Source organism: Peribacillus loiseleuriae (assembly GCF_001183985.1).
GTDB lineage: Bacteria > Bacillota > Bacilli > Bacillales > DSM-1321 > Peribacillus > Peribacillus loiseleuriae.
On record NZ_LFZW01000001.1, the window covers coordinates 3588384 to 3609302 of the forward strand.

Below are 20919 nucleotides of genomic sequence, written 5' to 3' on the forward strand. Positions count from 1 at the left end.
GTTTATTTTAAAACAGCATCTATTACAATTCCCAGGAATTTCTCATAATTAGCTTCATATGCGATATTAACTTCGGGTAGATCGTTCCATGTATGGTGATGTCTCGTGTCTAAAACTGTCATCCCCAGTGTAATTTCACCTTTAGTCTCAATGCCTACCTTCCCTTTCAATGTTTTAATAATAGATTCATCGATAATTGCTCCGATTGCCATAGAATCAATGAGCACACAATACGATTCAAACCCTCTATTGTTAACAAAATTAATCATGTTTAATAAGAAATCTGCCTCTTTTGTTTTTGCTGACTCTAATGTAAGTAGATGCTGCTCTGAAAAATTAACATCAAAATGTGTTGCTACATCTAATCCAATCGCAGTCAAAGGAACCCCTGATTTAAATACGATGTCAGCTGCTTCCGGGTCAACATACACATTCCATTCACTTTGAGGATTGTCACCAGTTGCATTTGCTGAAGAATATTTATTCAATCCAAATGCTCCTGCAATAGCATATATACCTTTAATCATTGGAATGATTTCCGGACTCTTTAAGAAGGCCATCGCTATATTTGTTAATGGCGCTAGTGCTGCTATATATAACTCATTTGGATATTTTTTTACTGTATCTATAATTAAGTCTACAGCATGTTGATCCGCAAGTTCCATTGTAGGATCTGGAAGGTTTGCATCAGCTTGACCGTCTTCACCATGTGTAAAAGGATCACTTGCTAAATCTCGTACAATTGGTTTAGCCATCCCCCTAGCTACTGGTATGTCTGTCCTATTCAATAATTCAAGTGTTTTTCTCGCATTTACCTGTGTTACATCAACATGATAATTTCCTGAAACAGTCGTAATGGCTTTTACATCAAGAGCCTCCGATTTACATGCTACGATTATGGCTAAAGAATCATCCATTCCTGGATCACAATCAATTAATACTTTTTTCAATTCTGTCATGTTCATTCACCTTTCTTGGCCATCATTTTTTGTAAGATTTCTTTTGCTGTTTCTTTTGTTTTCTTATCAATCTTGCTCGGCACACCTTCTTGTGCAATACAAATAGCTGCACTTATACTCCCCATTAATCCCATCTCTTCTAAAGAACGATTTTCGCAGAATCCAATTAATACCCCTGCAGACGAACTATTTCCACCACCAGTTACATCAACAACATGTATGTTCTTTACGCTGTTTATTTTGACCAAATCATTCTTCGTTAGCATATAAGCTCCCTTTGATCCGACTCTTAAGAATATAGTGTTAATGTTCCATTCTCTCAATCTTTCAATAACAACATCTAAATCACTTTCAGCAAATAAGGATTTTGCTTCCTTTTCATTTAACGAAAATACATCAATTTTCTCAACAATCCTTTTAACTTGTTCATTAAAATCAAAGTGTGCAGAATCTGCATTAAGCTCCCACAAAATTTTGAATTTTTTTTGCTCATTTAGGATGAAAAATTCTTTCCAAAATTGTTCGTCGTGACCTTTAAATATATAAATACCTTCCGTATCACATGAAACAGCTTCCTCAATTTCTCTCACTGAAGCATTCATTTTTTGATAATGCTTAGCTCCGTAAAAAGGTGTTTCTGTTCGATTCTCTTCATCTTCATATTGAATGATGGTTCTTGGTGTATTCGCATCCTTAATTATCAAATTCTGTGTAGGTAGTTCGTTATTTTGGAACCACTCAAAATGAAGATTTGGAAAGTCTTCTCCTACACCTGTCAGAATCGATATGTCGTCAGACCAAATTTTCGCACCAGCCAACGCATAAATGCCTGCTCCACCGAGAGCATATTTAACCTCTGAACTATTTTTTTTATGCGTTTCATCTGTCACAGCTGTGGATACGATTAAATATTTAGACACCCATCATCACCTCATATACTTACACTACATTATATTTTTAACAGAGAATCCATCTGCAACCATCGATCCATTATCGATGATAAAGCCTGCTGCACCACGATCATACGTATTGATTCTATCAATTAATTCGATTAACTTTTGGCCATTAACTGATACAGATAACATGTTCTCATTTGCTGAAAATTCTATCTTGTACAATTTGTCATGTTCATATTCAAAATCTACTGAACCAAGGATTCGTTCTTCATTATCTTTCCTACAAACAATAACGATTTGTTTGCCATTTACAAACTTAGCTGCATAATATCTACGATGACCATTACTTCTTACTATTAATCCAGCTGACTCATGTAAACTGAATTCTAGTGCAGACTCTACTGAATAGTTTTTCCAGTCCTGTGTCCCTATCGTTACGACGCCATTCTTCTCATGATGTGAAATACAATATGTGTATTTAAAATCCGCAGCAAAATGTTTGGCTGAACTTGACCAAGAATACAACCAAAATGGAGTAGTACTCCAAATGGATGTCATCATCATCCCTTTTTGATAAAAGTGACTTGGTGCTTCATTCCAATCGATGTCCTTTATTACTAAACTACCGTCAAATCTCTCTTCGCAAAGAATTTCATATCCCATTCTAAAAATAGCCATACCTTCTGTATCAGGGACAACCCATTCAACTTTATTTTCACCTTGTTGTAATGAAGTAGGCTCACTTTCAAACCGCCGAACTTCATTATTGATGTCATAATACAGTACATAATGCTTAATCTGCACTTCTTTAGAATCATGATAATGAATGGTTGACGTTACTTTTTGAGACGCGTATAACGTCGGGGACGCCGTAGTCGAAAAGTTTACTGCTAATTGATCAAAATCAATAAATACTGGTGTTGATACATGAACACTCAGCCCTTTTGCTACTCCATTACACTCAATAAGCAAACCATTTTCATCAGATACCTCATTGGCATTGTAGATTTTTGAATGGCTCGTGTGATTTGTTGAATATGGACATAAATCAAATCCTTGTGTAGATCCTTTAAAATCAAATGTATAAGCTTTTTCTTCTCTCTCATAATTTTCGCCTATTAATCTCTTACTAGCTTCGACAATTTTATGTGTTTCTTTTACAGCGTCCGTGACTACTGAACCACCATCCGATGAAACTACATACATCATATCTCTCACTGGATTTCTAAAATCGGGCCCACTCCCTATTCCGTCTAACCCTAAACGTATGCCATTTAAACAACCTACATTCCCTGCATTACAATCCGTATCCCAACCTGCTGATGCTGCAATCATGATGGACTTTTGGAAATCGTCTTCCCCTAAAATAAATGCTACTAAAACCATTAAATGATTAGGAATAATATGACAACATCCAGGAAACTGTTTGTAACCATATTTACTGTCTAAAAACGCTCGTACTTTTCTCCAATCTTTTTCTTCTTTACAAACTTCTCTCGTTTCTTGAATCGCCTGTTTTAAGAAGGGATTACTTATATACTTAAGCCCCCGATCTAATAAAGTGTTAATCTCTTTCTCTTCAAATGCCATGGCTTGCATAGCACCTAGAAAACATGCTGCCTCAACTGCCATACCATCATGACTTACACTTGCTGAAGCCTTTATCAATTCCACTGCTCGATCAGGATTGTTCGGACAGCTCATTGCAATAGCGTCAATAAATATTTGTGCGCCAATTTGTTCGGCTAATGTCTGACCATTCATCTCAATCGATCCACTCATCGGCGCTTTTACACCATTTTTTAATCGTAAAAATGCCGTATGCTCGGTTGAACGTCCCAACCCCCCCCACCAAAGAACGGTTTTATCTTCAATAATATAGTTTAACCACGTATCTCCAAATTTTTCGGCCGTTAAGTCTTGATAATTGTAATCTTTTAATGCTTTAAAAAATCCAAATGTACCTGATATATCATCATCGGCAACAATTAATGGTACTTTACACTCTTCATGAACATAGTAATTTATTTCATTAAATTCGCTTTGGATTTTCTCATATGCCCATCCTTCCACTGGCCTTCCAAGATAAACACCGATTAGCTTCCCTAATACTCCTGCGTATGTTAATTCAGCATAATTATGATTTTCCATAAAGAACACCTCCAAATTTAGCTAGACACCACTTTAAATCCATTAGCTAAGATTGCACCTGAGTTCACTACGAAACCTGCGCTGCCGTTACAGTACTCATCATCTATTGCATGAAGTCTTTTTTCACCGTCTACCATTACTTCTAACACATTGCCTCTTACAGAAAACGATACATTGTAACGCGCATCCAGCTTCATATCGAATTCTTTTTGAGCTAAATTTACATACTCGTGATCCTTTTGTTTTCCGATCACCATTTTATCTTTGTAAAAAAGCACAGAATAGTACCTTCTATGACCGCTAGATCTTGCTACAAGTCCAGCTGATTCTTGATTTGTAAAAATAATTTCTGATGACACGCAATAATCTTTCCATTCCTTTGACCCTATTGTTACAACTCCGTTATTCGTTGAATGAGAAATAGAAAAAGTTTCAGCATAATCAGGATTAAAATGATCCGCAGAGCTCATAAATGATTTAATCCATGTTGTATTTGTCGTCCAAGGTGTTAAACTTGGCGTTAACTCTATCGCTTTTTTTAATTCAAAAGACTTGGGTGCCTCGTTCCAATCTATCGATTTTATGACTACACGGCCATCGATTCTTTCATTACTTGTTAATCGGATGCCTAATCTATAAATAGCATGTCCTTGTGTATGGGGAAGAGACCATTGCAATCGATTGTTTCCCTTCTCCAGAATATAGGAATCACTATATAAAGTTTGAATTTCATCTTCTTGATCATATATATCAATAAAAAATGTTAATATTGGTTGTAGTTCATTCATTGATAGAACTTCCACTTCTATTTCCTGTGTAGAATACAAGCTAGGGGAAGCTAATACTTCAAAGTAGCTAGTTCCTTCTTTTCCTCTTGATTCCAATTCAACAAAAGTATCCAATGAAACAGTAGAATGGTTTCCTTTTGCTAAATGATCGTACTCAATAACCAATCCATTTTCTTTTGAAATTGTATTGTAATTATATATTTTCGTAGTTGCCAATTCTTCAAGGAAGTCTTCATATTGTGTAAATCCTTGTGTTGAACCAGGGTATTCAAAAGAGTAACGTTTCATTTTGGGAGGTATCTCTTCCCCATTAAGTGCATAAGCTGCTTTCACTATTTTTCTTGTTTCAATGACAGCATCCGTCACACAGCTACCACCATCTGCTGAGACAACATACATTCGATCAGAAACAGATTTTCGATAGTCTGGTCCTTTACTTAGTCCCTCAAGCCCTAAACGTATGCCATTAAGACACCCTACATTACCTGCATTACAATCAGTATCCCAACCTGCTGATGCTGCAATCATAATTGATTTTTGAAAGTCGTCTCCAGCCATGAATAAAGCCATAATAACCACCAAATGATTAGTCACCATCGGACAACTTCCAGGATATTTATCATAGCCATGGTTCATTGAAATCCATTCCCTAACTTCTCGCCAATCCGTAGCATTTCGACATTCTTGAACTAAATCTGTAACGACTGTAGTAAGTTCAACATTGTTCACAACAGACAGGGCATTCGTTAGTAATCTATCAACATTTTTTTCTTCAAACGCACTAGCTTCCATATGCGCCAATAGACACGCTGCATCAACAGCTATCCCATCATGACTCACACTTGCAGCTTTTCTAGCAAAATCGACTGCTAATTCAGGGTTATTCGGACATGCCATTGCCCAACTATCGATAAATATTTGAGCACCAATTTGTTCCGACATACTTTTTCCATTCAACTCACTTGAACCACTTATGGGGGCGTTTATTCCATTTTTCAGTCTTAGAAAAGCGGTATGTTCTGTTGATCTTGATAATCCCCCCCACCACAATACCGTTTGATTTTCAATAATATAATTGAGCCAAGTATCACCGATTTGTGCCGCAGACAAATCTTTATTAAATTGATAATCTTCCAATGCTCTAAAGAATACGAATGTTCCTGAGATATCATCATCTGGTACAATCAATGGGACTCCTACTTGTCGATGCACGAAATGATTAACGTCTTTAAACGATTCAAAGATAGATTCATATGTCCAGCCTTCAATAGGTCTCCCTAAATATACACCTATAATTTTCCCTAAAACTCCCGAATAAATCTGAGATTCATATTTGGAGATACTCATTTTCACTATCACCCTTTTCTTTTTTATCCTTTAACAGACCCGCTTACTAATCCCTCAATGAAGTACTTTTGAACGACTAAGAAGAAAACAATTAAGGGGGCAATCATTAAGACAGAAGCAGCCATCATTAATCCTTGATTTGTATTGTACGTATTATTCAATGATAAAAATCCTAAAGTTGCTGTGAAGTTTTCTTGCCCCTGTAGAAATGTAGATGTAATCAAAAATTCATTCCATACAGAAATTCCAACAATAATACTAACTGTAATCAATCCTGGTCTCACCAAAGGAAACATTATTTTTGTAATCAAATTAAATGTTGAAGCGCCATCTATTCTTGCTGATTCCTCTAATTCTGTTGGTATATTCATAAAAAATGTCCGCATTAAGAAAGTGGCAAGCGGCATATTTACAGCAGCTAAAATAAAACTAACAGCATAGATATTTCCTATTAAATTAAATTTTGCTAATACAAAATATAAAGGAAAGAGAAATAACTGAATCGGAATCGTCATTGCGACCATGAAATAGATCGTGACTGCTTGAGTTGCTTTTATCTTTTTTCCTGCTAATACATACCCAGCAAGACCTGACGCAATTAATACAATCACGATTGTCGTTCCAGTAAGCAAAATACTGTTGATAAATCCTGTACTAAAATTCGCTGCATGCCAAGCATCAACATAATTTGAAATATTTAATGCTTTTGGCCAAGACAGAGGATTTCTGATAATTTCAGTTTGGTTTTTAAAACTATTTAATAACACAAGTGACAATGGAGCTAAAGCGGAAATGGAAAATAATAGTAGGATCACATGTGATAAGACAGACGTTCGTTTCTTCTTTGCCAATGAACTACTTTTCATAATATTTCCTCCAGCCTCTTAATTTTTCAAATCATTTCTACTCATCCAAATATATAGACATGAAGCTAACAATCCAAAGAAACTCATAAATAAAGCAATGGCAGCGGCTTTTCCTACTTGAAATGCCGAAAAAGCAAATGTATAGGCATAGGTACTTAACATTTCAGTAGAATGTGATGGACCTCCACCAGTTAATAAGTAAACATAATCAAAGGTAAGGAAAGAGAAGATAATAATCATCACAAACATTATATTGAACGTAGGCCTAATACTAGGAAAATACACATATCTAAAAATTTGCCAACCATTGCAACCTTCTAAGTAAGCGGCTTCAATTTGTTCAGCAGGAGTTTGCCGAAGTGCAGCTAAATAAATGACCGTTAGGAAACCCCAATAATGCCAAATGTCCACTGACGCTACTGCATATAACGCTGTATTGACCGATGATAACGGAGATTCAATTGGAATTCCAATTTCTTTTAGGTATCCAATTACTCCTGAAACCGGATTGAAGATAATATTCAGCCATAAAATTGCATTTGTAGTTGGTGCTAATATATAAGGAAAGAGGAAGATTAATTGATAGGCACTCTTACTTTTTTTTCTTTTTAGTAACATCATTGCCGTTAGTAGTCCTATTACAATCGGAACTGTTACGAACATTAATGTCCACTTTGCATTATTTAACAACGCCTTCCAAAATATGCCATCTACAAATAATTCATTAAAATTTTGAATACCGACAAAATTTGGCGTTGTTGAAACTCCATTCCAGTCGGTAAAAGCAACGATTACCGTTAATAATCCAGGGATAAATACTATTAATATACTAATTAGTAATGCTGGGGATATTAGAAAATAATTGACTGTATTTCTCATCAGCAATGACCCCTCTCTACTTCCATTAGGATAAAAATGGGACGATTTCAAATAAATTCGAGTGTCCCATTTTCTATTGTTACTCAGAAGGTTTTGGTATCGGTGGTACTAAGCCTTTTTCTTTTTCTTTATCAAACTCTACTTGCACTTTCTTCATTAACTCTGTACTAGTCATTTGTTCATTCCAAATCGATTCAATATCTAGGAAAATTTGTTGTGTTGCTGGTGGTAAGAATACACCTGTATAATAACCAAAGTGACCTTTATTTACACCATCCACCATATTTTTTATTGTTTCAGCGTATGCTTTTGACAATTCTGGCATGTCGCTAGTATCAATTTGCAGATCTTTTAAAGGAATCCCCCAATAACCAGGCCATGTTTTCGTCATTTCATTCATAAACTCATTAGTCATCATAGTATCTAGAATCTTTGCTGCTTCATCTTTGTGTTTTGATTGTGCATTAATGGATAACGTTGCTGTGACACCTAATGTATAATAAGGATCATTTGTTTGATGATCTTTAGTTGGAAAAGCCATAAATCCTAAATCTTTCGCCTTGTCTCCTGAAAAGGATTGAGCGGCAAATTGGTATACTAAAGAGGGGCCAAAGAAAAATGGAGCCTTTTCATCAGCTAATAACTGGGTTGATTCATTAAATGTAAGGTTTGTATAATCTTTTCCTGCTAAATAGCCTTTTTTATACCATTTCGCTGAAGTATCTAACGCGGCAATAATTGCAGGGTCTGTCCATTTAGTCGTTCCAGTCAAGGCTTCATAAACTTTTTCACCACCAGCAAAATGGGTAAGAAACAGTGATGAATAATTTTCGTTAACTGGCTTCCATCCCTTGTTTCCTGTTACAGAGGCATACATCCCTTTTTCGATTGCCTCATCCATAATTCTTTCTAATTCTTCGACAGTTTTTGGTTCAGGCCAATTATTATCTTTTAAAACCTTTTTATTATAAAAAATACCAACCGTGTTCAAAGAATTTCCTAAGCTATAAAGACTACCATTCACAGTACCAGATTCATAGATAGGATCTAAGATTCTATCTTTCCAACCATATTTTTCAGCATACTTGTCTAAATTTTCAATTCTCCCAGCCTCTGCTAACGGAATGACAAATGATGGACCTGAACCGTATACAATATCTGGACCCTTACCTGAAGAAAGGGCTACTGAAATATCTTTATCAACTGAATTTCTATATTCAATCTTTAATTCATATTCATTTTGCGATTTATTGTATTTATCAATTAATACTTTCTTTAGGGTTTCTTGATGTTCAGGAGGCGCTCCCCAGAACCACATAGTTATGATTTCTTTTCCATCTGCTGTTGTTTTACTATCGTTTGAACACCCAGCGAATATTACCATCACCAAGAATATTGTAACTAAGCCAACTAATTTCTTTTTCATTGGTCTACCTCCATTTTATCTGTCTGATTGAACCTTCACGAAATATTCTCTATTTCTAGGTCCATCGAATTCTAGAAAATAGATTCCTTGAGAATGTCCAAGTAATAAGTCACTATTCGCTATGATTAAGCTCATTGAAACACCTATTAATGAAGATTTAACATGACCCGCTGCATCTTGTGGAGTATCATGTTGATGCTTAAAGTCAATTCTCGTTGGAACGATTCTTCGTATTTCATCTTGTAAATCTTCTAATCCCCTTGGGTCCCAATATGAAGTAATGGTTAAGCCCGCCGTTGTATGTGGCGTATAAATGACGCATGTCCCACTTTCTACACCACTATTTTTAACAAATTCAACAATCTCATCGTTTAGTTTGATTACATCATGTTCTTTAGTTCGCAACGTAAAATTTTTCAGCATTAGTAAATCCTCTTTTCATTTCTTATTTTACAATGATTTCACTATTTTTAACGGCATTTCCATGTTGAGCAAATGACCAATTATCTTTACATCCCCTACCATCTTCTTCACCGATCATGTTCGCAATATAGCCACTCAGCAAGGCTAATGGAACGAATTGTGTTAAAGGAATCGAAATAGGGTACTTTGATATCGGTGTTCCTATTACCGTGCAACCTTCTGCAAATGCTTTTTCCTTTAGATCTGAAATAACTAATGTTGGACGGCCGAGTTCAAGCGAATAGTTGATGGTTTCTATTGCTCGAGACAAACTGGGATTTGTAGAATTGGCTATCATTACTGTTCCAATTTTCGAAAAGTTTCTCATAAAGAAATTCAGATGTAACCACTCTTCCGTGTTAATGTGCATCGCATACTTCCCTACAGCTTCAAATATCTTTGCGTGTCCATACCATGCTGTGGCATAATCAAAACCTGAACCTACAAAATCAAACGCTTCCATTTCGGACCATTCCAAAGCGAGTGCTAATGTTTTACTATCCATGGAAGTAAGTGATTCTTCTAGTAGATCCGCTTGTGTTAAAATGTCTTTTCTATAATCCATAGCAACATCCATCGTGTATTTCCCTCTAACCTCACCAATTCTAATGGCTATTAAAAGCAGTGATAGGACTGACACTAAATAACTGCGGACCCCCGGGCTTGATTCGAATTTTGGAATATCTAAATCTAATGTCTTTTTCGCAGTTTTTCCAAGATAAGAGTCTTTATTAGATGTTATTCCAATTGTATAGGCACCATATTTATTCGCACGTTCTACTGATTCACCTACTCTTGCTACTGTACCAGAATGGCTGACTGCAAAAATAAATGGGTTATTTGGGGAATTTCCTAATTGATTTTCCGCATACAATCTACTTAAATCAATGGATGTTACGACTTCAGTTGGGATACCTGTTAATAGTTCAAAGATGTGTTTTGTCGCTAATCCTGCCGCGAAAGAATCTCCACATCCTGTAATCACAATCTTTTGAATGGCAAAGATTTCAGGAGTGGTTAATAGCTTTCTTGTTTTAGGCTCTAAATCCTCATATTGTTCTTTTAATAATTTAGGTAAACTAAACACTTGGTTTCTCATTGCATTATCATAATCTCGCATAAGTCACCCTCCATTCACATATTTTTAACTTGTATTAACATTAACACAACCATACAATAATTATCAATCCAAATATTTTATTTTTTCAAATTGATCAGTAAACTTTGAATTTATTTCATAATCATTTACAATCAATTGTATATATAACCATACAACTATATGAAAAAGGGGATTATGTGGTGTACACTAATCGAATATCTATCGACAAAGATTCGCCTGTACCAATTTATCATCAGGTTGCAACTAATATAAGAGAACGTATTATGAAGAATGAATGGAAAGAATATGAAAAGATACCTTCAGAAGCAAAACTAACAGAGGAATATGACATTAGTCGTGTTACATTAAGACAGGCTTTAGAGGAATTGAAAAGAGAAGGAATTATTAATAAAATTCAAGGTAAAGGCGTTTTTGTTAAATATAACCCGAAACCTTTCGTTCATGATTTCAGTTTACCAACTGCATTAAATGCTAAGCTAGAACAGAGTGGGAATAATATTATTCCAGTACTATTAACATCTTCTATGTGTGGACCTATTCCTCATGTGAATGAATGTTTAAAAATATCTGAAGAGGAAAATTTAATTTATATTAAACGCCTATTTGTATTCAATAACAAACCTATTGGACTTAATAGATCGTGGTTAGCTGACTCAATGGTTCCTAAAATACTAGATAAACCGTTAATAGGTAACCACCTAAGTACAACTCTTTCAATAAACTATAATCTAACACCTGTAAATATTGAAAATTCTATACAGTCCATCATTCCAAATGCAGCAGACATGAAGCTATTAAATGTTCAATACACTGTCCCTGCAACTTTTCTAAAGAGTATTTCCTACTTAATTGATCAAAATCCATTAGAATATTCAGAAACAATATGGTTAGGTGATAGTGTAAAATTCACTTTTAATACAAATACAATGCAATGATGCAAATTGGAAACTCCTAAAGTCCAATAAATTTGGACTATACTTCGCTTCATCAGAACCATCGGATCACAAGTAATAGGACGGTGTTAAGTGAATATCTAAGGAATGAAAGGTATTTCATATTCCCAGAAAATTTTCAATTTATGATTTAATAAAGATAGAATGCAAAGGACTTGGCTTATACCGTATGACTGCTATTCATCAAAGAATAACCATCCTTCCTACGGCCATCTGAAAGAATTTGACGAATGTGAAAATGGAATTTATTCTAACTCTCTCGTTCACCCACAAATAAATTTGAGCATCTTTCTATATCACGTTCGCCAAATTGCACCTTGTTTTGTGAAGAGCAAACTTTGGGTAGTTGATTAACGTTCTGAGCGGATATCGAGGAAATACAAGAAAAAACCTATGCAGCTGTGTGCATAGGTTTTTTTGAATAAACATCATATAAAAGCAATGATCGGATTTTACTTTCCTTCCAATACGTTAATAAACTCTCGTAAATAATCCGGCAGATCTGGTGGACGGCGACTTGAGATGAGATGTCCGTCTGTAATAACCGGTTCGTCATACCAATTGGCACCCGCATTTTCCATATCGTCTTTAATACCCGGTGTACTTGTTACATTTTTGCCTTGCAAAATTTTAGCAGAGATCAATACCCAGCCTGCATGACAGATTTGGCCAATCGGTTTTTCATTGGCATCCATTTCTTGGATTAATGAAATCACTTCAGGGAACCTTCTGATTTTATCTGGTGCCCAGCCTCCTGGTACAAGAATGGCATCATAATCTTCTGGATTGACGTCACCATATGCCAAATCAGATTCTGCTGGCACACCGTATTTTCCAATATATGTCTCATTCGCCACTTCACCAGCCAGATGGACAATCGCTCCCTCTTCTCGAAGTCTAAGAATCGGATACCAAAGCTCTAAATCTTCACATTCATGATGAACCAAACTAATAACTTTCTTTCCTTCTAATCGCATATGACAACCTCCCTTTCTAGTTCTTATTACTATTTTACACCATTTTGAATTTTTTCGCTTGAACAAGTTAACTTTTCGGGTGAATGACAAATCCGCTTTAGATAAACTTGCAAATAATTCCATTTCTGACTAGCACACTTAAAACGACTGTAGCTAGCTAACGTAAGGCCTAGTTAATTTTTTATCCCAAAAAATCCACCGACCTTACAAAATAGCCCAACCGCTCTAGCTTCGTAAAAGGATTGAATCACTTCCAATAAAGAGGTCAAATTACAAAAAAACATAATCTAACCCCTTTTCAAGTAGTTATATCCCTCAATTGTGCCTATTCCTACATCAAGCTGACTCGTTCTCCATGATTCATCTGCTAGTGGTGAAAATATAGATTTCCCTTACACCTCTATAATAATTTCCTGGAGTTTTAAAGACAACTCTTCTATTAACTCACTGACTGTTAGATTCCCCTCCGATTCTCCTTTTTCAAAAGCTTCTTTGAGAATGTGATAAAAATCTTCCTTTGCTATACTTGCATTCATGATTTATTCTCCCTCGTATATGTACGAAAAAGATGTCCCAGAAGGATCTGACTCTCGATACACCGTTTACTTTCACTTAATATAAACAGGTATATAGTCGTTTGGGGCGCCCTCTTCTCATTTCATAAGAAACTGGAATATTGTTCTTACACGTTCGCCAGCCCAATTCCCTACATATAATACTCGTTCCAAAAACTAGAAGAAAACAATTAACAATCAAATCCTATGATTCAGTTATTTTACCATTTTATCATAATTGCCTAAGCACTCACTTTAAAATTTTTCGACAAGATTCGGGTGATATAACAAGAAACCTCTACTTTAATAGTCATGTACCCCTACAGCCCCCATCATAACCATGAATAATATGGAAAAAATATCAGAACAAAATTAGATAAAGTTCGAGCCATTGGTACCGCTCTGATCAAGATTGGAGCCGGAATCGAGATATACGAACGAGAACCGGAACATTACGACCAAAACAAATTTTATCCATCCAGAATATTACGATGCAAAAGAGCCTTATGATTTCTTCTATATAACCCAAGCCGTTACTTCCATCCCATATTCAAAAAAAGAACTGACCAGTAACTACACCTCTGATCAGTCTTCTTATTCCTATTCTTTTTTCGTTGCCACAACCTCAGAAATATAAGCCTCGACATTTTCTACCTGTTCCTCTGTCAATAAATCCTCAGACGCCGGCATCGTTGTTCCACCTGTATGAACTTTTTCAAGTACGTCAACATGTGCAACAGGCTTTTCTTTTTCTTTTGGTGAAGATAGATAAACACAAAGAATAGCTATTATTAAGAAAATACCAAATAAACCTGCAATAACAATCGCCTTTGTTTGTTTACTATCCAACACGACACCTACTTTCTTAGATATTCCCTTCCTTGACTTAATTATATTGTGAGTATTCCGTTAAATTCCTTTTCCGTGCAATTTCCCCTATATAAATAACTCAAGACACCAGGCACCATCCAGAATTATGGGAAAATTTTCAGATTTGCACATCCAAGCGAATAGAAACACAAAAATACAAATAGCCTATATCTGTCTCTAAATTTTCGGGTGGTAACCCAGAGATTGCACATCTAATTAAGCCGCTCCCCTAGTGTGAGTAGCAAACCCGTTTTGATTATCAGCAAATACAAAAAAGTAACTTTCCCATAGCTTAAGTCTAATGGAAAGTTACTTTTTTATTATTTGCGAATAACGATTGTTAACATTTTACTTAACTAACTTTTATTAATCTATCAACAAGAAGCAGATTTATACTCTATTATCGATTCTACTTTTAGAAAAACATGTGTGGCAAACCTGAATGTTACCATCGTTAGTGGAACAAATATGACTAATATTCCGATTGGGGCATAAAAGATTATAAGTCCCGCTGCAATCCACATAAGGATAATTGCAATGGCTGTTTTCACATCCCATAAGGAAAAAATAAATGCTTGTTTAATAGATGCTAACCCTTTTGATTCATAATGAACGAGAATAGGAAATAAGAGTGTACTGATCATCAAATAAAGAATAATGACGATTGCTGTTATTGCAATGAAGATCACTTTAGATTCACTTTGGATTTGTAAAAAAAAGATTACATCTATTAGCAAAATAACCCCTAAAAAAATCCATGTCGTCCCAACCAAAAACCCTTGTTTCAGATATTTTTGATATTCATAAAAAAAGCAACGGACCACACTTTCCTCTTTGTTCAAATGCCATCTTCTTATGACTCCCGTCAAAGCTACAGTCGAAGGCCCTATCGTGATAATCGGGATTGAACAAGTCAACCAAAGAAGATTCAATAAAATGATATTGCTACCCGTTTTTAAAAACGCTGCAGTTTTTCCTTCCCAAAGATTCATTTAAATAATCCCTTCTTATTTCCAAATTGATTCAAGACTGCATATTAACATATCAGATAAATGAACTTCGCCATTTATTGCCTCTAACTCTAAAGTGAAAGCTCGTTCTGTTGGAAAGATTAATTCTGTCATAACATGCTCACCCTGATTGAAAAAGACTTCGATCGAGGTTCTATCCAATATAATCATAAAATCTTCTACAGTTTCGATAGGCATTATATCCACAGTAGAAAAGTGTTCTGAAAATGATAGCTGACCACTATTAGTTCGATCAATCGAAAACTCCCTTTTTTCTCGGTCAAATACCATCTCGATGCGTTCATGTTCACCTTTAAGAGTAAATGCGAAAGAAGAACCAGCTATTTTTTCTAATTTAGCCTCAATCATTACCTGAGAATCATGAAGTTGCATCTGAAATGGTTGGTCAGGTTTAATAGGCAAAGTTGCTGTAGCTAGGTGTGTATTTTTTTGTAAAGATTTTAAATCTATCGGTACTTGTACGAGAACTAAATTCTCATTTTTTTTACGTAAATATAATTTTCTAGGGATTGACATGGCCCCCCTGCCCGGATGAGTTGGAACAGTATTTGCATATTGCCAATTATTCATCCAGCCAATCCAAATCGGTTCCGTTGAATGACTCCAAGAAACTGCCGCATAAAAGTCACGACCATAATCTGCCCATTTAACTCGATTCATATCGTCGAGACATGTAAAAGTTGTGCCATTAAAATCACCGACAAAATATTGTACCGCCGAACCTCCGTTAGGTCCACCCGGATTAACACTTACAATTAATACCCACTTTGTTTCATTTGTGCCTTCTACAGCTAATTGGATTAAATCTGGACATTCCCAAACTCCTCCATGATTTCCATAATCACGACCAAATTCTGATAAATAATCCCATTCAAGTAGATTTGGTGATGCATAGAACTGGATATGATCCCCACATGCCAATGACATTATCCATTTTTGTGAATCTTCATGCCAAAAAACTTTAGGATCACGAAAATCTTTTAATCCAGGATTATCAATGACTGGATTGCCTTTGTATTTAGTCCATGTCCTTCCTTTATCATTTGAATAAGCAATACTTTGTTTTTCATGATCTTCTCCATGATGCGTAAAAATCGCAACCATTACATCTTCATCTGTTGTTTTTAAGCCACTTGTGTTTTGCTGATCAATGACAGCACTTCCTGAGAAAATTTGCCCTAATTCATCCGGATAAAGTGCCACCGGAAGCTCCTCCCAATGGATCAGGTCTTTACTTATTGCATGTCCCCAATGCATAGGCCCCCAAACAGTATCATGTGGATAATATTGATAAAACAGATGATATTCACCCTTATAATACACCATTCCGTTTGGGTCATTCATCCACTTCTCCTTTGGACTAAAATGTAGCTGCGGCCGAAATTGCTCATCGTACATCTTTCCACCTCTGTTCTTCAGTATTTTTCTAAACTAAAGCAGGCACAATTCCGAACCCACCCTTTTGAGTCGTTGACTTCGAAGCCATATCATTCGCAAACGTTAACATGTCAAGTAGATCTTCTCTATTTAACTGGTGTATTGATTTTCCCCTCAGTAAGTACTGATGAAGAATAGAAGCCATAAATGCATCTCCAGCACCAGTAGTATCTATCGCGTTCACCTTATATCCTTGCTCTTCTAGCAGATACTCCTTGCATTTTACAAATGCTCCGTCTTTTCCTTTCGTCACAAATACTAACGGAATATCATATGTATCTATCAATCTGTCTACAGCTTTTAATAGATTGCTCTCATTCGTCATAAACTGTAACTCTTCAGCTGCAATCTTCACTATATCAGCCCATTTTAATGCTTCAGCCATCAGCTCGTAAGCTTCTTCTTTACTTGACCATAAAAGCGGGCGATAATTTGGATCAAAACTAATGATTTTGTTATGCTTTTTTGAAAATTTCAATGCTTCGAGCGTCGCTTCTCTAGAAGGATTGTGAGTCAATGAAAGAGAACCAAAGTGAAAAATTTTGGCTTGTTTGATTAATTCATAATTTACTTCTTTATTTGTTAACAGTTGATCAGCACCAGGATTTCTAATAAAATCAAAGGTTCTTTCTCTATTTTGATCCAAGGAAACAACAGCGATCGTAGTCGGTGCTGTCCTATCAATGACTACATTTTCACTATGAATCTTTCCATTTTCTAGCTTTTGCTTAATATAGCGCCCGAAAGAATCGTTGCCCACTTTTGCCATATAGGCTGTAGAATGCCCCCATTTGGCCAATCCTGATAAAACATTAACAGGGGCACCACCTATTTTAGCCTCATAGCAAAAATGATTCGGTGTATAATCTTCATTCGGGATCAAATCTATTAATAGTTCTCCTAATGAAACAACATCATACATAGCATATTTCTCCTTTTTATCCCTTTACCCCGCTTGATGTGATTCCTTGGACATAGTATCTTTGGAAAAATAAGAAAATCAAGATAACCGGAATCGTGGTTAATGTTAATGCGGCCATGATTTGACCATATTGAATGTTATTATCCGTAAATAGATACTGAATGCCAACTTGAACTGTTCGAATGGAATCATCCGTCGCAACTATGAGTGGCCACATAAAATCACTCCAATGAGTGACAAATGTTAAGATAGCAGCTGTAGCAAACACTGGCTTCGAATTTGGTACAATGATTTTCCAAAACACCTGCAGTGGGGATGCTCCATCAATTTGAGCCGCTTCTTCCAATTCTCTTGGAATGCCCATAAAGAATTGTCTAAATAAAAAAATGTTAAAAGCCGAGGCAACAAACGGCACAACCAAAGCAGGAAATTCATTAATCCAACCAAATTTATTCACAACAATGTAAAGCGGAATTAACACACTTTCAAATGGTACAACATACAAAGCAATGATAACCACTAAGATAAAATCACTGCCAGGAAATTTCAACCTAACAAGTGCATATGCACAAAGAGAATTTACAATGGTTCCAAATAGAACGATCATCCCTACTGAAAATAAGCTATTCCACATATAATGGAAAAAGTTAATGTTTTCTGCAAATAGGATTTTTGAATAGTTACTAAATGTCATTTCTTTTGGGATAAATGCTGCTAATCCCATATCTTTAAAAATTAATGTTTCAGGTTTAAGTGATGCTATAATCATCCATAAAAGCGGGGAAATAAACAAAAATCCTAGCACAAGAATGGCGATGGTTACACCAATTTTACCTATTCTTTTTTTTGTACGGTGTGTCATAGTTTATCCACCCCTTTATTGTTTTAACACTTTCTTGAGAATTAAAGATACAAGTATGACTACTAAAAAAAAGACGACAGCAATGGCAGATGAATAACCTACATCACGAAATTGAAAGCCATTTTCATATAGCATAAAAACTAATGTTTTCGTTGAATCACTTGGCCCCCCATTTGTCATCACATATGGCTGAATAAAAAGCCGGAATGCTTGAATCGTTGTAATGATAAGGACAAAACCTGTCACATGCTGAATAGATGGCAAGGTTACATGCAAAAATTTCTGAAATGCATTTGCTCCATCAATTTCTGCTGCCTCATATAACGTGTCAGGCACTTCTTTTAAACCCGCTAGAAAAATCATCATTTGAAAGCCAGCCGCTTGCCATATTGACATAAAAATGATCGAATTCATGGCCTGATTTGGACTTAGCAAAAAGGGTTGGCTGTTTATGCCAAGAAAATTCAATGTATTGTTGATAATCCCATTATCTACGTTATATAAGAATGTCCAGAGTATCGCTACAACTACCATTGACGTTACGACAGGGCTAAAGAAAAACACACGCCCTAACGAAGCTACTTTAACCTTTTTATTTACGAGTATTGCCAGCAATAAAGCAACACTGCATTGAAGCGGTACAACAAGTACTGTAAAATATAAGGTGTTTTTTAGTGCTGTAAAAAACACCTCATCCTGAAATAGCCTTTTATAGTTTTCTAGGCCCGTAAATGTTTTACCATCGGGATTTAGCATATTGTAATTCATAAAACTATAAATAAAAGCTAAGATAACAGGCAAAACCAAAAACGTAAATAAAAGAGCTAATGCTGGTAAAGAAAAGATCGCACCAAGCCATTTTCTTTGACGTTGATAGGTCATTTGGCTTTGTCCTTTTATTTGGCTTTTCCCTTTTACTAAAGAAGTTTCCACAACGTCCACCACCTTTTAAGGAAAAAGGTAGTCCCAAAAGGGCCAGTATCCACATTCTAAACTCCGGTTTATTGTGTCATTTACAAAGTAAAATAAACAATTTATAGAAAATGTGGGTCTGACCTTTTCGTTCTGGGACAGCCTCTCCTATTGTTATTTTTTCCGAGCAATATCTGTATCAGTTTCTTTAGCCACTTTATCTAATTCCTTTTTAACATCTCCACCAAGAAAAATATTTTGAACGGCTTGCCCATATTTGGTTGATAAAACAGGATAAGAGGTTGTAGACGGTCTAGGATGAGCAGTTTTCAAAACTTGATTTTTTAAAACGTTTAATGGAGCTTCATTCCACTCTTTCATTTCCTCAAAAGATGACAGTCGTGCTGCAGGTTTATTGGAAACTTCCGCTAATTTCACAACATGATCTTTCGTCATTAAATAATTAAGTAATGTAGCTGTTTCTTCTTTATGCTTCGTACTTGTTGACATACCCCAGTTCCAGTCACCAGATGGTGATACTTGCTCTCCCTCTGGACTCCGAGGGTAATATGTAATGCCCCACTGTGTATCTTTATAGTCCTGCAATTTCGTCCATTCCCATGATCCCATTAACATCATTGCAGCTTTTCCATCCTCGAATTCAGTAGGAGTTGGCTGTAAATTCACTAACCCTTCTTTTGTAAATTTCTGAAGGTATTCAAGTGCTTCAATAGTTTTTGGTCCGTTTACATACCCTTCCGTTTTTTCACCGTCTTCACTTATGAAACGACCACCATTACTCCAGACAGTAGGTCCAGTAAAGTAGATGATCCACTCTCCATAATCTAGGGTCCAGTTTACTCCATATACCCCTTTTTCTTTGTCTGTTAATTTTTTCGCAGCTTGATAAAATTCATCCCATGTCCACGCCTCTTCTAATGTTGTTGGTGGTTTAATTCCGGCATCTTCTAACATTTTCACATTATAAAATAAAGCAACTGTCGATTCTGTGGCCCCCACCGTATACAATTTTTTATCATATGTACCTTGCGTAATAATGGAAGGTACGAAATCATCCTGGTCTTTAATGAGACCGTCAATTGGTTGGATAATTCCAGCATCTGCATAGTTTGCAACATTTGGTCCGTCGAGTGACAATAAATCAGGCAACGTGTTACTTGTTGCAGCTGCTGAGATTTTATCTTCATAAGCATATTTATTTCCTCTTGGAATAAAGGTAATTTCAGCTTCTATTTTCCCTTTATTTTCTTTGTTGAACTCTTTAATGATCTCTTTATACGCTTCTGTCGTATCTCCTTCAGGATGCCATAACGTTAATTTAACTGGCCCATCTCCATCTCCAGAAGCACTCTTATCATTACTACAAGCACTCAAAATTCCAATTAATAATACAAAAGCCATACCCAATGTTAGTGCCTTTTTCATCGGCTTTCCTCCTCGTTTACAGTAAAATAAAAAGCGTTTTCATACTCTTATAATAGAGTAA

General features: G+C 35.8%; 19 protein-coding genes. 1 reads left to right on the forward strand and 18 read right to left on the reverse strand.

Translation table 11 applies throughout. The features are described 5' to 3' along the window. Positions 1 to 2 precede the first annotated feature (2 nt). The 9 genes from AC625_RS16700 to AC625_RS16740 all read right to left on the reverse strand — a co-directional run bounded on the left by AC625_RS16700 (position 3) and on the right by AC625_RS16740 (position 10894). Positions 3 to 959: a nucleoside hydrolase gene (locus tag AC625_RS16700; protein ID WP_049682311.1), complete on the reverse strand. Its 957-nt coding sequence runs from the start codon at positions 957 to 959 to the stop codon at positions 3 to 5. 2 nt (positions 960 to 961) lie between these two features. Beyond that, the gene (locus AC625_RS16705; protein WP_049682312.1) at positions 962 to 1879 is read right to left on the reverse strand and encodes a carbohydrate kinase family protein; all 918 of its coding nucleotides are present in this window, start codon (positions 1877 to 1879) and stop codon (positions 962 to 964) included. Between the two features lie 24 nt (positions 1880 to 1903). Continuing rightward, entirely contained in the window at positions 1904 to 4006 is a 2103-nt protein-coding gene (locus AC625_RS16710) for an ADP-ribosylglycohydrolase family protein (RefSeq protein WP_049682313.1), read from the reverse strand. Positions 4007 to 4023: 17 nt separating this feature from the next. Further along, positions 4024 to 6141 (reverse strand): ADP-ribosylglycohydrolase family protein, encoded by a 2118-nt coding sequence (locus AC625_RS16715; protein WP_049682314.1) that lies wholly within the window; start codon positions 6139 to 6141, stop codon positions 4024 to 4026. A gap of 23 nt (positions 6142 to 6164) precedes the next feature. Further along, positions 6165 to 7007, reverse strand: a complete 843-nt coding sequence (locus AC625_RS16720) for a carbohydrate ABC transporter permease (protein WP_049682315.1) — start codon at positions 7005 to 7007, stop codon at positions 6165 to 6167. Between the two features lie 18 nt (positions 7008 to 7025). Further along, a complete protein-coding gene (locus tag AC625_RS16725; RefSeq protein ID WP_049682316.1) occupies positions 7026 to 7886 on the reverse strand; it encodes a carbohydrate ABC transporter permease in 861 nt (286 codons plus the stop codon). A 79-nt stretch (positions 7887 to 7965) separates the two neighbouring features. Further along, a complete protein-coding gene (locus AC625_RS16730) occupies positions 7966 to 9312 on the reverse strand; it encodes an ABC transporter substrate-binding protein (RefSeq protein ID WP_049682317.1) in 1347 nt (448 codons plus the stop codon). Between the two features lie 15 nt (positions 9313 to 9327). Next, the gene (locus tag AC625_RS16735; protein ID WP_049682318.1) at positions 9328 to 9735 is read right to left on the reverse strand and encodes a secondary thiamine-phosphate synthase enzyme YjbQ; all 408 of its coding nucleotides are present in this window, start codon (positions 9733 to 9735) and stop codon (positions 9328 to 9330) included. A 22-nt stretch (positions 9736 to 9757) separates the two neighbouring features. After that, positions 9758 to 10894 (reverse strand): SIS domain-containing protein, encoded by a 1137-nt coding sequence (locus AC625_RS16740; protein ID WP_049682319.1) that lies wholly within the window; start codon positions 10892 to 10894, stop codon positions 9758 to 9760. A gap of 179 nt (positions 10895 to 11073) precedes the next feature. On the opposite strand from AC625_RS16740, the gene AC625_RS16745 reads away from it, so the two are divergent. Beyond that, the gene (locus tag AC625_RS16745) at positions 11074 to 11829 is read left to right on the forward strand and encodes a GntR family transcriptional regulator (protein ID WP_156187565.1); all 756 of its coding nucleotides are present in this window, start codon (positions 11074 to 11076) and stop codon (positions 11827 to 11829) included. A 470-nt stretch (positions 11830 to 12299) separates the two neighbouring features. On the opposite strand, the gene AC625_RS16750 is transcribed toward AC625_RS16745, so the two are convergent. From AC625_RS16750 to AC625_RS16785, 9 genes are all read right to left on the reverse strand, one after another. Continuing rightward, positions 12300 to 12824: a type 1 glutamine amidotransferase domain-containing protein gene (locus tag AC625_RS16750; protein ID WP_049682321.1), complete on the reverse strand. Its 525-nt coding sequence runs from the start codon at positions 12822 to 12824 to the stop codon at positions 12300 to 12302. Positions 12825 to 13216: 392 nt separating this feature from the next. Further along, positions 13217 to 13360 (reverse strand): YwzD family small protein, encoded by a 144-nt coding sequence (locus AC625_RS26895; protein ID WP_156187566.1) that lies wholly within the window; start codon positions 13358 to 13360, stop codon positions 13217 to 13219. Between the two features lie 618 nt (positions 13361 to 13978). Then, on the reverse strand, positions 13979 to 14227 hold the full coding sequence (locus AC625_RS16755) for a cytochrome c family protein (protein WP_049682322.1): 249 nt from the start codon (positions 14225 to 14227) through the stop codon (positions 13979 to 13981). Positions 14228 to 14622: 395 nt separating this feature from the next. Beyond that, positions 14623 to 15240: a YesL family protein gene (locus AC625_RS16760; protein WP_049682323.1), complete on the reverse strand. Its 618-nt coding sequence runs from the start codon at positions 15238 to 15240 to the stop codon at positions 14623 to 14625. Between the two features lie 15 nt (positions 15241 to 15255). Next, a complete protein-coding gene (locus tag AC625_RS16765) occupies positions 15256 to 16677 on the reverse strand; it encodes a glycoside hydrolase family 32 protein (RefSeq protein WP_053178123.1) in 1422 nt (473 codons plus the stop codon). 28 nt (positions 16678 to 16705) lie between these two features. Further along, positions 16706 to 17638, reverse strand: a complete 933-nt coding sequence (locus tag AC625_RS16770) for a carbohydrate kinase family protein (RefSeq protein WP_049682325.1) — start codon at positions 17636 to 17638, stop codon at positions 16706 to 16708. A 16-nt stretch (positions 17639 to 17654) separates the two neighbouring features. Beyond that, entirely contained in the window at positions 17655 to 18500 is an 846-nt protein-coding gene (locus AC625_RS16775; protein WP_049682326.1) for a carbohydrate ABC transporter permease, read from the reverse strand. Positions 18501 to 18515: 15 nt separating this feature from the next. Next, a complete protein-coding gene (locus AC625_RS16780; RefSeq protein WP_245645026.1) occupies positions 18516 to 19433 on the reverse strand; it encodes a carbohydrate ABC transporter permease in 918 nt (305 codons plus the stop codon). A 153-nt stretch (positions 19434 to 19586) separates the two neighbouring features. After that, positions 19587 to 20858, reverse strand: a complete 1272-nt coding sequence (locus AC625_RS16785) for an ABC transporter substrate-binding protein (protein WP_049682327.1) — start codon at positions 20856 to 20858, stop codon at positions 19587 to 19589. Positions 20859 to 20919 lie beyond the last annotated feature (61 nt).